A 13,596-nucleotide genomic window follows, 5' to 3' on the forward strand; every position below is an offset into this window, starting at 1 on the left:
GATGAGCACCACCAAGACCGACGCCCAGCACGGCCTCACCGAGCACACGCACGGTGGCGGCACGGGCATCCCCCAGTCGTCCCGCGGGGCGCGCTTCACGTCCTACGACGTGGAGGCCTTCGAGGTGCCCGGCGGCCGCGAGGAGGACTGGCGCTTCACGCCGATGAAGCGGCTCAAGGGCCTGCACGACGGCACCGCCACCGCCACCGGCAACATCAAGGTCGAGGTCACCGGTGACGGCGCGACCGTGGAGACCGTGGGCCGCGACGACGCGCGGATCGGCAACGGCGGCATCCCGTCCGACCGCATCGCCGCGCAGGCATGGAGCTCCTTCACCGAGGCCACCGTCGTGACGGTCCCGAAGGACACCAAGCCCGAGGGCCCGATCACCATCACGGTGCACGGCCCGGGCGAGGGCCAGGTCGCCTTCGGGCACCTGCAGGTCCGCGCCGAGCAGTTCGCCGAGGCCGTCGTGGTGGTCGACTACCGCGGCTCCGGAACGCTGGGCGACAACGTCGAGTTCGTCGCCGGCGACGGCGCGCAGCTGCGCGTGGTGTCGGTGCACGACTGGGCCGACGACGCCACCCAGGTCAGCTCCGAGCATGCCTACCTGGGCCGCGACGCGGTGTTCCGGCACCTCGCCGTCACCCTCGGCGGCGACCTGGTGCGGGTCAACACGACCATCACCTACGGCGACAAGGGCGGCGACGCCGAGCTGCTCGGCCTGTACTTCGCCGACGCCGGCCAGCACCTGGAGCACCGGATGCTGGTGGACCACGCGGTGCCGAACTGCCGCAGCAACGTGCTCTACAAGGGCGCGCTGCAGGGCGACGCGGCGCACTCGGTGTGGATCGGCGACGTGCTGATCCGGGCCGCGGCCGAGGGCACCGACACCTACGAGCTCAACCGCAACCTGGTGCTGACCGAGGGTGCGCGGGCCGACTCGGTGCCGAACCTGGAGATCGAGACGGGCGAGATCGAGGGCGCCGGGCACGCCAGCGCCACCGGCCGCTTCGACGACGAGCAGCTGTTCTACCTGCAGGCCCGGGGCATCCCGCAGGACCAGGCCCGCCGCCTGGTGGTGCGCGGCTTCTTCGGCGAACTGCTGCAGAAGATCACCGTGCCCGAGGTCCGGGAGCGGCTCGAAGCGGCCATCGAGGCCGAACTCGCCGTCGTCGGCGCCTGACCCGCAAGCTTTTCGAACACACCAGGAGAACGAAGAAGAAATGGCCACCCTGGAGATCAAGGACCTGCACGGCTCGGTCCTCACCGAGGACGGCGCCAAGCCGATCCTCAACGGCGTCAACCTGACCATCCGCTCGGGCGAGATCCACGCGATCATGGGCCCGAACGGCTCCGGCAAGTCGACGCTGGCCTACGCCATCGCCGGGCATCCGAAGTACAAGATCGACTCCGGCACGGTGCTGCTGGACGGCGAGGACGTGCTGGAGATGAGCGTCGACGAGCGGGCCCGCGCCGGTCTGTTCCTCGCGATGCAGTACCCGGTCGAGGTGCCGGGCGTGTCGATGTCGAACTTCCTGCGCACCGCCGCGACCGCGGTCCGCGGCGAGGCGCCGCAGATCCGCAAGTGGGTCAAGGAAGTCAAGCAGGCCATGTCGGACCTGGACATCGACCCGTCGTTCGCCGAGCGCAGCGTCAACGAGGGCTTCTCCGGTGGTGAGAAGAAGCGCCACGAGATCCTGCAGCTGGACCTGCTGGACCCGAAGTTCGCGATCCTCGACGAGACCGACTCCGGCCTCGACGTCGACGCGCTGCGGGTGGTTTCCGAGGGCGTGAACAAGTACCACGGCAAGGGCGGCAAGGGTGTTCTGCTGATCACCCACTACACCCGGATCCTCAAGCACATCACCCCGGACTACGTGCACGTGTTCGCCGACGGCAAGGTCGTCGAGTCCGGTGGCGCCGAGCTCGCCGACGAGCTGGAGGAGAACGGCTACGTGCGCTTCACCGGCAAGAAGGAGGCGGCAGCCCAGTCATGACCGTTGAGCCTCCTCGCGCGAGCACGCCGCTGGACGTGGCGGCGATCCGCGCGGACTTCCCGATCCTGGGTCGCACGATCCGCGACGGGCAGCGCCTGGTGTACCTGGACTCCGGGGCGACCTCGCAACGGCCGCGCCAGGTGCTCGACGCGGAGCGTTCCTTCCTGGAGCACTCCAACGCGGCAGTGCACCGCGGCGCGCACCAGCTCGCCGAGGAGGCCACGGACGCGTACGAGGGCGCCCGGGAGCGGATCGCCCGCTTCGTCGGCGTCGACGCCGACGAGGTGGTGTTCGCCAAGAACGCCACCGAGGGCGTCAACCTCGTCGCCTACGCCATGAGCAACGCCGCCACGTCCGGGGCGGAGGCCGAGCGCTTCCGCCTCGGGCCGGGCGACGAGGTCGTGGTGACCGAGATGGAGCACCACGCGAACCTGGTGCCGTGGCAGCAGTTGTGCGAGCGCACCGGCGCCACGCTGCGCTGGTTCGGGGTCACCGACGAGGGCCGCCTCGATCTGTCCGATGTGGACGGTGTGATCACCGAGCGCGCCAAGGTGGTCGCCTTCACCCACCAGTCCAACGTGCTGGGCACGGTCAACCCGACCGAGCAGATCGTCTCGCGGGCGCACCAGGTCGGTGCGCTGGTGGTGCTGGACGCCTGCCAGTCGGTGCCGCACAAGCCGGTGGACTTCAAGGCGCTGGGCGTGGACTTCGCCGTGTTCTCCGGGCACAAGATGCTCGGCCCCTCCGGGGTCGGCGTGCTCTACGGGCGCCGCGAGCTGCTGGCCGCGATGCCGCCGTTCATCAGCGGCGGCTCGATGATCGAGCTGGTGCACATGGAGCGCTCCACGTTCGCCGCGCCGCCGCAGCGGTTCGAGGCGGGCGTGCCGATGACCTCGCAGGCCGTGGGCCTGGGCGCGGCCGTCGACTACCTCACGGCGATCGGCATGGACCGCATCGCCGAGCACGAGCAGCAGCTCATCGAGGTCGCGCTGCGGGAGCTGTCGGCGATCGACGGGGTGCGCATCATCGGGCCCACCAACACCGAGCACCGCGGCGGTACCGTGTCGTTCGTGATCGACGGCGTGCACCCGCACGACGCCGGTCAGGTGCTGGACGACAAGGGCGTGGAGGTCCGCGTCGGACACCACTGCGCATGGCCGCTGCACCGCCGGATGGGAATTCCGGCGACCGTGCGGGCGTCCTTCTACCTGTACAACGAACTGGACGAGGTCAAGGCGTTGGTGGACGCGGTGCGCGAGGCGCAGCGCTTCTTCGGGGTGGCTTGATCGGGGACTGCCGGAGAACTCTTCATGCAGCTTGAACAGATGTACCAGGAGATCATCCTGGACCACTACCGCAAACCGCACCGGCACGGCCTGCGGGAACCGTTCGACGCAGAGTCGTTCCAGGTGAACCCCACCTGCGGCGACGAGGTCACCCTCCGGGTCCGGTTGACGGGCACGGACACCGACGCGATCGTCGACGACGTGTCCTACGCGGGGCAGGGCTGTTCGATCAGCCAGGCGTCCGTGTCGGTGCTCACCGACCTGGTCGTCGGCAGGCCGCTGCGGGAGGCGCTGACCACCGAGGCCGCGTTCAGCGAGCTGATGCACGGCCGCGGGAAGGTCGAGCCGGACGAGGACGTGCTGGAGGACGGCGTCGCGTTCGCGGGAGTGGCGAAGTACCCGATGCGCGTGAAGTGCGCGCTGCTGGGTTGGATGGCTTTCAAGGACGCGGTTTCGCGTGTGGTCGTGGAGGCGTCATGAGCGACAATCTCTTCCGCGCTCATGTAAGCCGACCGGGTGCGGGTGTCGCGCAGAACACCGTGGAGGCGTCATGAGCAGCCCTGTGTCACCCCGAGTCCTCTTCAGTCGCACCTCAGGGGAACGTGACGCGAACCAGCCACGAGGAACTGCGAAACGCGAGATCGAGCCGGGCGCAACCACAACTGTGAAACGCGGAGAGGCGGAACTGGCATGAGCGAGCAAGCCCCGGTGCAGGAGGAAACCGACGTGGCCCGCAGCGCCGAGGCGCTGCCCGAGCAGGCTGCGCCGGCTGCCGAGGTGGCCGCGCTGGAAGACGTCGAGGAGGCCCTGCGCGACGTCGTCGACCCCGAGCTGGGGATCAACGTCGTCGACCTCGGCCTGGTCTACGACATCCGGGTGGACCAGGACAACACGGCGACCGTCGACATGACGCTGACCTCGGCGGCCTGCCCGCTGACCGACGTCATCGAGGACCAGGCGCGCGCCGCGCTGACCACCGGCCCGGGCGGCGGCCTGGTCAACGACTTCCGCATCAACTGGGTGTGGATGCCGCCGTGGGGCCCGGAGAAGATCACCGAGGAAGGCCGCGAGCAGCTGCGCGCCCTCGGATTCACCGTCTGATCCTGGCTTTCGACCTGTTGAGGGGACCTGCCGCAATGGCAGGTCCCCTCATCGTCGTGCTGGGGTTGTTCAGGGCGTGATCTCCGGTCCTAGATCCGCGACCGCCGCGACGCGCTCCAGCAGCAGTTGCGCGGCGTCGATCTCGGCGGAGGAGCGGGCCAGCGCTTCCTCGTGGAACGCCCGGCCGGGGCCCGGGCCGGGCGCGCCCAGCCGGAGTGGTCGACGGCGCTGATGTAGGACCACGCGCCGGACAGCCGCCAACGGATTTGCGCGGCACTCGAACCGTTCTTTACGTCTTCGCCCACGTCCAGCCGGCCGGCGGCTGGTGCGTGAACAACGCCGGCGTCCTCGTCTCCGCCGGTTCGCTGTCGAAGCCCCGGAAACCGTTGTGGTGGAACGGTTTCCGGGGCTTGGTGCGGTCCGGGTGAAGGTGGTTTCCGGGGTGCTCCGCCTTGCGGGCGTGGTAGGCCCCTGCTAATCTTTCGGCGCGCCCCGGATGGGCCTACGCATGGAGGTAGCGGCTTCTAAGCCACCTTTTGAGTTGCGGCACGATTCTGCGTGTCTCGCACCTGGTCTCGTCTTATTGCGGTAATCCGCCTGCGGTACGACGTTTCCCTCCAGCGTTCCTGGCCTGCGGGGCTCTTTTCGTGTCCGCTCCTGGTGGTGTTCGTCCTCCGATCAACCGATCCATTGGGAAGGACTGCATGACCGACGGACAGACCGACGACTACGCCGACTTCGACGCCAACGCGTTCAACCGGCAGGTCGTCGAGGAATTCAGGCGGAACAACGGCAAGCTCAGCGGCTGGATGGAGGGCTGGTCGCTGGTCGTGCTGACCACGATCGGCGCCAGGTCCGGCCGGCGCCGCGAGGGCCCGCTGGGCTACTTCGAGGTCGACGGGCAGCCGCTGGTCGTCGCGTCGGCGATGGGCGGCCCGAAGAATCCCGCCTGGTACCACAACATCGCGAAGAACCCGCAGGTGACGGTCGAAACCGGTACCGAGACCTACGAGGCGATCGCGACCATCACCACCGGCGCCGAGCGCGATGCGCTGTTCGCCGGGGTCGTCGCGCAGGCTCCGGGCATGGGTGAGTACCAGGAGAAGACCACCCGCGTGCTGCCGGTGATCACCCTGCGCCGGATCGGCGCCGAGCCGATCGCCGGGGCGGAACCGGCGGCGGAGTCCACATCGGATTCCGGCGCCGAGCGGGTGCGCGGCTTGGGCGACTTCCTTGTGGCGGGCCACGATTGGCTCCGCAAGGAGCTCACCGAGCTCCGTGCCCAGGTGGACGAGATCATCGCCGGCGCTGCGGGCGACGCCGCGCTGGAGCGGGCGAAGCCCGGGCTGGCGGAGCAGATGCGCGCGCACTGCATGGAGTTCTGCGCGGCCGTGAAGGAGCACCACACGGGCGAGGACATGGGCGCCTTCCCGATGCTTGCCCAGCAGTACCCCGAACTCGCCCCGGATCTGGCGAGGCTGGGCGAGGAGCACGAGGTGGTGGCGCGGCTGCAGGACGAGATCCGGCAGCTCGTGGAGGGCTACGTGCCGGGCGAGAGCGACCCGGTGCAGCTGCGGGAACGGCTGGAAGTCCTGGCGTCCGAACTCGAGGAGCACTTCGCCTACGAGGAGCGGACGGTCGTCGACGCCCTCAACAAGATGGGGCCGGCGCCGAACATCCCGTGAGCGCACGAGATCGCGGGTGGTTCCTGGCCTGGAACCACCCGCGATCGTCGTTCGTCAGCCGGCGAAGCCGGAGCGCTGGGCGAGCACCATGCGGAGCGTGATCCCGGCGGCGAATTCGGGCCAGTGCTCGGCGATCGGCGCGTCGAGCTCCAGCAGCCCGCGCTCGACCAGCACCACACGCCGGCCCTTCCGGCACCGCACCCAGCCTGCGCGGGAGGGCTGCACCACGGCTCGAGGACCGCTGTGGCGGAACCGGATCACGGTGCCGCGCAAGGAGAAGCGGGCGCGGCGTCCGGCCCGGTGGCCCAGTCGGTGGGCTGGTCGGCGAGGCGGTGCTCGATGGTGCCGCCCGACCGCAGCCGTTCCAGGTCCACCGACACCCGTTCTTGCGGGGCACCGGAGATCCGCACCTCGTCGATGTACTGCAGCTTCGAACCGTCGGCCCCGGGTGCCTCGATCTTCAGCGGCGGACCGCCCGGCAGCTCCACGACGGCGCCGGCGAACCGCGGCGCGTTCAGCACGAACTCGCCGGTGCCCGGCGTCGTCGGGTACAGGCCCAGGGCGCTGAACACGTACCAGGCCGACATGGTGCCCAGGTCGTCGTTGCCGGTCACGCCGTCCGCGGCGTTGGTGAACAGGGTCTGCTGCGCCCGCACCACCGCGGAGGTCTTCGCGGGCTGCCCGACCAGCGAGTACATCCACGGCGAGTGCAGGTCGGGTTCGTTGTTGGGATTGTAGCGGAACTGCCCGTAGTAGTCGTACGGGTCGATCACCCAATCCTCCCGCGCAGTCCGCGCCGGGTCCTGGACGAGCTTGTCGTAGGCGAAGAACACGTCCAGCCGCCGGCCGGCCTGCTCCGCGCCGCCCACGGCGTCGAGCAGCCCAGGCACGTCCTGCTGGGTCAGCCACTGGTACTGCCAGGCGGTGCCTTCGTGGAATCCCTTGTCGGAGATCGGTTCGTAGGGTTCGAACCAGCTGCCGTCGGCGTTCTTCGGCCGGGGGAACCCGGTGAAGCCGCGTTCCGCGTCGTGCACCTGCGGGTCCCACACGTTGCGCCAGGACCGGCCGCGCTCGGCCAGCGCCGCCGCGTCGTCGGCCCGGCCCAGCGCCCCGGCCAGCAGCGACAGCGAGCAGTCGGCCAGCGCGTACTCCATCGTCGCTGAGCCGCCGTGCGCCGGGTCGACGTCCTGGCCCTTCTCCGGGAAATCCGGGTCGTACTGCACGAAACCGCTTGCCAGGTAGGAGGGATTCCCGGCGCGGCCCTCGAACGGTGATTCCGCGGGCGGAACGCCGTTGGCGTTCTGCGACAGCGCCCGGTAGGCCTGCTCCTCGCGGCCCGCAAGGGCGCCGAAGCGCCACAGGTCCACCAGGAACGGGGTGACCGGGTCGCCGGTCATGGTGTTGGTCTCGAAGTTCGCGTACGCCCACCGCGGCAGCCAGCCGCCCTGCTCCTCGATGGCCAGCACGCTCCGCGCGATGTCGCGGGCCCGGTCCGGGACCAGCAGCGCCAGCAGCTGGTTCTGCGTCCGGTAGGTGTCCCACAGCGAGAAGAACTGATAGTAGGTCCAGTCGTCGGCGCGGTGGATCCGGTCGTTGAACCCGCGGTAGCGGCCGTCGGCGTCGGTGGCGGTCGACGGCTGCAGCAGCACGTGGTACAGCGAGGTGTAGAAGATCGCCGTGTCGTCGGCGTTTCCGCCGGAGACCTTGATCCGGTCCAGCTCTCGCCGCCAGTTCTCCTGGGTGTGCCTGCGAACCTGGTCGAACCGGAGCTGCTGCTCGCCGTCGAAGCCCTCCGCGGCCAGATTCGCATCCGCGCCGGCCTGGTCCACATAGGATATCGCCGTCGTCGCGGTGACCTGCCGGTCGGCGAAGGTCAACCACGCACCGCGCAGGCCCTCCCCGCCGGAGACCGCGGCGCGGTCGAACCGGCCGCCGTCCGGTTGCCAGGTGCCGAACGAGGTCACCGGCTTGTCGAAGCGCGTGGTGAACCAGAGCGTGTAGTCCCGGCCGCCGCAGAAACCCTTGCTGCGCACCCAGCCTCGCACCGTCTGGCCGTCGACGATCTCCAGGCCGCTCGCGTTGATCGGGTTCTTCGCGTTGGCCTGGCCGATGTTGAGGAACACGTGCGCCGGGGCGCCGCTGTCGAAGGTGTAACGCTCGACGCCGACGCGGGTGTCGGCGGTGGCTTCGACGTCGACGCCGCCGTAGTCGGTCAGCCGGGTGCGGTAGTAGCCCGCGTCGCCGACCTCGCCGTCGTGCGTGGCCGCGGCCGCGTAGCGCTCGTGGTCGAAAGTGGACGGTGCGGTGATGTCGAAGTCGTGCCCGGTGCCGGCGCCGATGCTGCCGGTGGTCGGCAGCGTCGAGACCAGCCCGCCCTGCTCCCAGCAGCCCGCGCCGGAGAGGAAGAAGTGCCCGAACCCCTTGATCTTGGCGTCGTCGTACTGCCAGCCCGCGTAGTGCGATCCGATCGGGCTGACCTGCGTCATGCCGAACGGCGCAGCCGCACCGGGGAAGGTGTTGCCCTCGTCCTTGGTGCCGATGAAGGTGTTCACCGCCTCGACGGGGTCGGCGGGCTGCGCGGCGGCGGGTAGTTGTGCTCCGGTCAGCCAGGCCAGGAGCAGTGCGGCGGTGGTCGCGATCCTGCGACGGCGGCGATGCGTTGGCACTCGGCCCTCCCACATTGGTGACAACGTTGTCATGTGGAGCTTGATCACCAGCCTAGGGCGATCCGGGGAGGGTTCGGCAATCCGCCGTGCGTGTTACGCGCCGCGGAGCACTTCGATGCGGTCCGAGCCGGGCCGCGACATGACCCAGCTCGAACCGGACAGCGACTTGGCGCGCTGCTTCAGCGGCGCGAGCCGGCTGGAAGCCTCGTCGTAGCCGTGGACCGTGGTCGGCGTGCACACCAGGGTCGCCAGCGAGAGGGTCACGTCGAGTTCGCCCGCCGAGCGCGACGGGTCGAGCACCAGGCTCGCCAGCCGTACCAGGTCGTCGAGATCGCTCACCAGTAAGAAGTCGTCGCCGCCGACGTGGCCGACCTGCACCGACCGCAGCGCCGTCGCCGCGTCGGTGAGGCCGCGGCCGATCGAGCGGATCAGGTCGTCGCCAGCGGAGAACCCGGCCGTGTCGTTGACCTTCTTGAAGCTGTCGATGTCCAGCCAGCTCACCGCGAAGATCTCACCGGCGGCGATCCGGCGCGCCACGTCGCGGGCGATCGCGTCGCTGCCCGGCAGCCGCGTAAGCGGGTTGAGCGCCGCTGCCTCCTCCACCTTCAGCTCCGCCATGCCGCGGATCAGGTCGCCGGCCCGCACCGCGCCCAGGCAGCGGCCCGACTCGTCGACCACGATCGCGTCGTCGTACATCCGGTACTGGTCCGAGCGGGTCACCAGGCCCAGCGCTTCCATCGCCGTCGTCGCCGTGTTGACCACCCGCGGCTCGTCGGCCAGCCGCGACGCCGCGCGCTTGGCGTGCAGCGCGTGCCCGTAGGGGCCGGTCACCGCGAGCAGGAACCGGTTGCGGTCGATGGTCCACCGCGGCCGGTTCAGCTCGTCGACCAGCACCACACCGCTGATCTCGGGGTGGTCGGCCAGCACGCCGCGCACCTTGTCGGCGGTCGCGTCGATCGGCAGCATCGTCGCGGGCGACAGGAACTCCGTCACCCGGGGCCCGGTCGCGAGGGTGCTGATCGACGGGCCGTGCGGGTCGGTCACCTCCGCCGCCACGCCGGGCACGCTGCTCGCCGTCGGGGGCCGCCGGGCCGCCGGCGCGAGCAAGTTCCCCTGCACCAGGCGAATGCCGTTGCGGCGCAGCGCGGTCAGCTGGCGCTCGTTCTCCACGCCCTCGGCGACCAGCTGGCTCTCGGTCGATTCGCACAGGTGGCGGACCGCCTCCACCACCGCGACCCGGGCGGCGCTGTCCGGCAGCCCGGCGACCACGCCGCGGTCCAGCTTCACCACGGCGGGCCCGATGTCGGCGATCAGGGTCAGCGGCACGTCGCCCTCGCCCACGCCGTCCAGGGCGACCTGGAAGCCGTCGGCGCGCAGCTTCTCCACCCCGCTGAGCAGCGTGGCGGAGTCCAGCCGGGCGAACGGTGGGCCGATCTCCAGCGTCACCTCCTGCTCGCGGCGGCCGATCTCGCGGAGCTTCTCGCGCAGCAGGTCGAGCCGGGAGAGGTCGTGGGTGACGGTGCCGCCGAAGATGTTCAGGTGGAGGGGCAGCAAGGACTCGTGCTCCGCCGCCGAGATCAACGCGGCGGTCGCGAGTTCCACGTCCAGCTCGGTCAGCCGCCGCTGCCGGGCGGCCTCCCGGAAGAGGTCCTGGACGTGCGCGCCCGCCGGCCGGGCCAACGCCTCGATCGCGACGATGGCACCGGTCTTGATGTTGATCAACGGCTGGAACGCGAAGCGCACTTCGTCAACCAGCGCAAGCACGGAGTCGATGTTGCCCGGGCTCATGCCGCTCCATCGACGATGTTCACGACCTGTTCACCGACATCTCAGTTCCTCATCCCCGGCGGAGGACACCGCCTCTCCCCGCGGCCCAACCTAGCCTGTTTTGCCAGCGTGAAGCATCGGCCAGTCGGCGACCCTGTGGCCATCGACACAACGAAACGGAGCGGTTTCGCTGCAGGCGGTGTGCGGGTTTCAGCTGCCGCCGAGTCCGTGCCGGGCGGGCGGGTGTCCCACCGTGAGGCCGCCGAGCATCAATCTGCGCCGGATCCGCCACGGCGCGCTGCGGAAGAGGGCCGACATCGCGGCGGTCGTCCCGGCGGCGCTGCCCTCGGCCGCCAGGAACGCCGTCCGGTGCGGCTCGTCCAGGCGGAAGAACACCTCGAAGAACTCCGGCACCAGGTCCGGGGGGAGCGACAGCAGGGCCTGCAGCGCCCGGTGCCGCAGCGAGTGCGCGGCCACCGCGCGCGGCGGCCACAAGATCGACCAGCTCGCCCTGGCGGCGGAGGCCGGGCCGGAGGGGAGCGCGGCGCTGATCGCCGCCGCCAGCCACGGCGCGCGTTGCAGGGAGCCCGCCACGCTGAACCCGGTCGCCGGGTGCACGAAGCCCGCCGCCGCGCCGAAGGGGATCACCCGCCCGGGCCGGGGCAGCGGATCGTCCACCGGGAACCGGACCCGCTCCTCGCCGATCCGCTCCTGCTCGGTCACCCCGGCGGCGGCGAGCCGTCCGGCGAGCCGCCTGCGCAGCAGGGCCAGCGGCAGCGCCGGGCGGCGCGCGAGCGAGGTCTCTTCGAGCAGCACCCGGTCCGGGCCGAGGCGGACCGCGTAGAGGAACGTGGGCCAGCCGCCGCGGGTCTGCGGCGCGGGGTGCCAGTCCATGAACACGCCGGCGTCCGGATCGCAGTACGGTTCCGCCGCCGCGGCGTCGACCACCCAGCCCACCGCGGACTGCTGGGCCGCGGGGTGCGCCGGGCGCCCGCCGGAGAGGGCCCGCGCGGCGCCGGTCGCGTCGACCACGACGGCCGCCGCGATCCGCCGGCCGTCCTTGAGCACCACCGTCGACCCCGTCGGCCCGTGCTCGGCGGCCGTCGCGCGCCCGGTCACCTCGACGATGTCGGGACGCCAGAGGTGCTTCCACAGCGCCGCGTTGTCCAGCACCGCGTACGGCCGCTGCCATTCGTGCCGCTCGGTGCCGCGCACCGCCATCCGCGGCATCACCGATGCCATCGCAGCTGGTGGCACCGACGGCGGCAGCTCGTCGCGCCAGGTCCCGTAGGTGTGCGGCCAGACGCGTCGCGGTGCGGGATCGACGAGCGTCACCTGCAGGCCGGTATCGCTGCAGGCAGCCGCCGCCGCACGACCCGCCGGGCCGCCGCCCACGACAACGACATCCACCGGATCATCAGATCACGTCGGCCACCAATCGCGCGGCCAGGGCCGCTAACGTGAGCCCATGCAGGATGTGCAGCCAACCCGGACCGGTCGGCGCAGCAGTCGCGCCGGATCCGCTCACGGCCCAGGTGACCTAGCCGCCAGCCCGTTCCGCGCGGACCGCGACCGGGTGTCCAGCTCCGCGTTCTTCGCCCGCCTCGGCGGCGTGACGCAGGTGGTCAGCCCCAGCGGCTCCGGGCTGCTCCTGCACAACCGGCTCACCCACAGCCTGAAGGTCGCGCAGGTCGCCCGGGCCATCGCCGAGCGGCTGATGGCCAACCGGGAGAACGTGGCGCGCCTGGACCGCCTCGGCGGCTGCGACCTGGACGTGGTCGAGGCCGCCGGGCTCGGCCACGACCTCGGGCACCCGCCGTTCGGGCACCTCGGCGAGAGCGTGCTGGACAGGCTGGCGCGGCAGCGCTTCTCGCTGCCGGACGGGTTCGAGGGCAACGCCCAGACCTACCGCGTGGTCACCCGCATCGACGTGCGCGGCGTCGGCGGCGAGGGACTGGACCTGACCGCGGCGGTGCGGGCCGCGCTGCTGAAGTACCCGTGGACCCGGCTGTCCCGCCCGCAGCCGCACCCCCGGCACCTGGCCTCGCCGCCGCGCGGCGCATCCGAGCCGGCGGACCAGCCGGGCACCGGATCGGCGAAATTCTCCTGCTACAGCAGCGAAATCGATGATCTGATCGATGCCCGCGCGGCGTTCGCCGGCCGGATCGAGGACTGGCAGCAGACCGTCGAGGCGTCGATCATGGACACCGCCGACGACATCGCCTACGCGATCCACGACCTGGAGGACTTCCACCGGGTCGGGGTCCTGCAGCACACCAGCGTCTCGCACGAGCTGACCGAGTGGCTCGGGCACGTCGCGGAGTTCGCCGCCCGCTCCGACGCCGAGCTCGCCGGCGACGGCATGCGCCCCGGCTGCTCGCTGGAGCGGCTGCGCCGCCGGCTGCACGCCAAGGACGACTGGATCGCCGACGACGAGGCGTTCGTCAGCGCGGTGAAGAAGGTCGTCGCGAACCTCGTCAACAAGCTGCTGGAGGTGCCCTTCGACCGGTCCCAACTCGCCGAGCGGTCCATCGCGGCCTTCTCCGGGGAGTGGACGCAGCGCCTGGTCGAGGGCATCCAGGTCGACGAGCACCCGAACACGCGGTCCGGGCACGTGGCGCTCGCGGTGGAGCAGTGGCACGAGGTGCAGGTGCTGAAGTTCGTGCACCGCCGGTTCGTGCTGCAGCGCCCCGACCTCGCGCTGCACCAGCGCGGCCAGGACCGGCTGCTGAGCAAGCTCGTCGAGGCCCTGGACAACTGGCTGATCGACCGCAGTGAGGCCGCCCGGCTGCCGCACCGCCTGCGCGACCTGTTCGACCGGGCCCGCGCCGAGTTCTCGCAGCTGCGCAGCGACGACCCGGAGCTGCTGCTGGCGCCGGGTGACGCGGAGCCGGTCGACGCGGAGCGCCTGGAGCGGATGGCGCGCGGCCGAGCGGTGATCGACTTCGTCGCCTCGCTGACCGACGACCAGGCCGCCGCCTTGCTGGAGGCGCTGTCGGGCCGGACCACGCAGCTGTGGAACGACACGTTCGTGCTGTGAGCAGGAGCACCGCCGGTTGTGACCGACGTGATGAGGTCTGCGATCAAATCG

At 70.9% G+C, this 13,596-nt stretch carries 12 protein-coding genes; 7 read left to right on the forward strand and 5 right to left on the reverse strand.

Annotated elements, in window-relative coordinates; translation table 11 throughout:
• Position 1: 1 nt before the first annotated feature.
• The 5 genes from sufD to AC07FN_RS05640 all read left to right on the forward strand — a co-directional run bounded on the left by sufD (position 2) and on the right by AC07FN_RS05640 (position 4,387).
• Entirely contained in the window at positions 2-1,186 is a 1,185-nt protein-coding gene (gene sufD, locus AC07FN_RS05620) for a Fe-S cluster assembly protein SufD (protein ID WP_478394542.1), read from the forward strand.
• A gap of 40 nt (positions 1,187-1,226) precedes the next feature.
• Positions 1,227-2,000: a Fe-S cluster assembly ATPase SufC gene (gene sufC / locus AC07FN_RS05625; protein ID WP_478394543.1), complete on the forward strand. Its 774-nt coding sequence runs from the start codon at positions 1,227-1,229 to the stop codon at positions 1,998-2,000.
• Positions 1,997-3,286: a cysteine desulfurase gene (locus AC07FN_RS05630; RefSeq protein WP_478394544.1), complete on the forward strand. Its 1,290-nt coding sequence runs from the start codon at positions 1,997-1,999 to the stop codon at positions 3,284-3,286. Before sufC ends, AC07FN_RS05630 begins: the two co-directional genes overlap by 4 nt.
• Before the next feature lie 24 nt (positions 3,287-3,310).
• Positions 3,311-3,766, forward strand: coding sequence for a Fe-S cluster assembly sulfur transfer protein SufU (gene sufU, locus AC07FN_RS05635; RefSeq protein WP_132491500.1), 456 nt, complete (start codon positions 3,311-3,313; stop codon positions 3,764-3,766).
• A 210-nt stretch (positions 3,767-3,976) separates the two neighbouring features.
• On the forward strand, positions 3,977-4,387 hold the full coding sequence (locus AC07FN_RS05640; protein WP_358307410.1) for a metal-sulfur cluster assembly factor: 411 nt from the start codon (positions 3,977-3,979) through the stop codon (positions 4,385-4,387).
• Positions 4,388-4,456: 69 nt separating this feature from the next.
• Here AC07FN_RS05640 and AC07FN_RS05645 read toward each other — a convergent pair whose 3' ends face one another.
• Positions 4,457-4,630 carry a hypothetical protein gene (locus AC07FN_RS05645; protein WP_478394545.1) on the reverse strand — a complete coding sequence of 58 codons (174 nt, stop codon included), beginning with the start codon at positions 4,628-4,630 and terminating at the stop codon, positions 4,457-4,459.
• A gap of 461 nt (positions 4,631-5,091) precedes the next feature.
• Between AC07FN_RS05645 and AC07FN_RS05650 the strand changes: the two genes are divergently transcribed.
• A complete protein-coding gene (locus AC07FN_RS05650) occupies positions 5,092-6,072 on the forward strand; it encodes a nitroreductase/quinone reductase family protein (protein WP_478394546.1) in 981 nt (326 codons plus the stop codon).
• Positions 6,073-6,126: 54 nt separating this feature from the next.
• On the opposite strand, the gene AC07FN_RS05655 is transcribed toward AC07FN_RS05650, so the two are convergent.
• The 4 genes from AC07FN_RS05655 to AC07FN_RS05670 all read right to left on the reverse strand — a co-directional run bounded on the left by AC07FN_RS05655 (position 6,127) and on the right by AC07FN_RS05670 (position 11,915).
• Complete coding sequence (locus tag AC07FN_RS05655) at positions 6,127-6,300, reverse strand: serine hydrolase (RefSeq protein ID WP_478394547.1); 174 nt, start codon at positions 6,298-6,300, stop codon at positions 6,127-6,129.
• A 29-nt stretch (positions 6,301-6,329) separates the two neighbouring features.
• Positions 6,330-8,738: a GH92 family glycosyl hydrolase gene (locus AC07FN_RS05660; RefSeq protein ID WP_478394548.1), complete on the reverse strand. Its 2,409-nt coding sequence runs from the start codon at positions 8,736-8,738 to the stop codon at positions 6,330-6,332.
• A gap of 93 nt (positions 8,739-8,831) precedes the next feature.
• Complete coding sequence (locus tag AC07FN_RS05665) at positions 8,832-10,526, reverse strand: EAL domain-containing protein (protein WP_478394549.1); 1,695 nt, start codon at positions 10,524-10,526, stop codon at positions 8,832-8,834.
• A 189-nt stretch (positions 10,527-10,715) separates the two neighbouring features.
• Positions 10,716-11,915 (reverse strand): lycopene cyclase family protein, encoded by a 1,200-nt coding sequence (locus AC07FN_RS05670; RefSeq protein WP_478394550.1) that lies wholly within the window; start codon positions 11,913-11,915, stop codon positions 10,716-10,718.
• A 58-nt stretch (positions 11,916-11,973) separates the two neighbouring features.
• Between AC07FN_RS05670 and AC07FN_RS05675 the strand changes: the two genes are divergently transcribed.
• Entirely contained in the window at positions 11,974-13,545 is a 1,572-nt protein-coding gene (locus AC07FN_RS05675) for a deoxyguanosinetriphosphate triphosphohydrolase family protein (protein WP_478394551.1), read from the forward strand.
• Positions 13,546-13,596: the final 51 nt, after the last annotated feature.

The sequence above is a fragment of the Saccharopolyspora sp. NPDC045941 genome, assembly GCF_056431445.1.

Excerpts from the sequence above, each read along its gene's own strand:
- sufC (WP_478394543.1), top strand. The coding sequence starts at position 1,227 with ATGGCCACCCTGGAGATCAAGGACCTGCACGGCTCGGTCCTCACCGAG.
- AC07FN_RS05650 (WP_478394546.1), top strand. The coding sequence starts at position 5,092 with ATGACCGACGGACAGACCGACGACTACGCCGACTTCGACGCCAACGCG.
- sufD (WP_478394542.1), top strand. The coding sequence starts at position 2 with ATGAGCACCACCAAGACCGACGCCCAGCACGGCCTCACCGAGCACACG.
- AC07FN_RS05640 (WP_358307410.1), top strand. The coding sequence starts at position 3,977 with ATGAGCGAGCAAGCCCCGGTGCAGGAGGAAACCGACGTGGCCCGCAGC.
- sufU (WP_132491500.1), top strand. The coding sequence starts at position 3,311 with ATGCAGCTTGAACAGATGTACCAGGAGATCATCCTGGACCACTACCGC.
- AC07FN_RS05630 (WP_478394544.1), top strand. The coding sequence starts at position 1,997 with ATGACCGTTGAGCCTCCTCGCGCGAGCACGCCGCTGGACGTGGCGGCG.
- AC07FN_RS05665 (WP_478394549.1), bottom strand. The coding sequence starts at position 10,526 with ATGAGCCCGGGCAACATCGACTCCGTGCTTGCGCTGGTTGACGAAGTG.
- AC07FN_RS05675 (WP_478394551.1), top strand. The coding sequence starts at position 11,974 with ATGCAGGATGTGCAGCCAACCCGGACCGGTCGGCGCAGCAGTCGCGCC.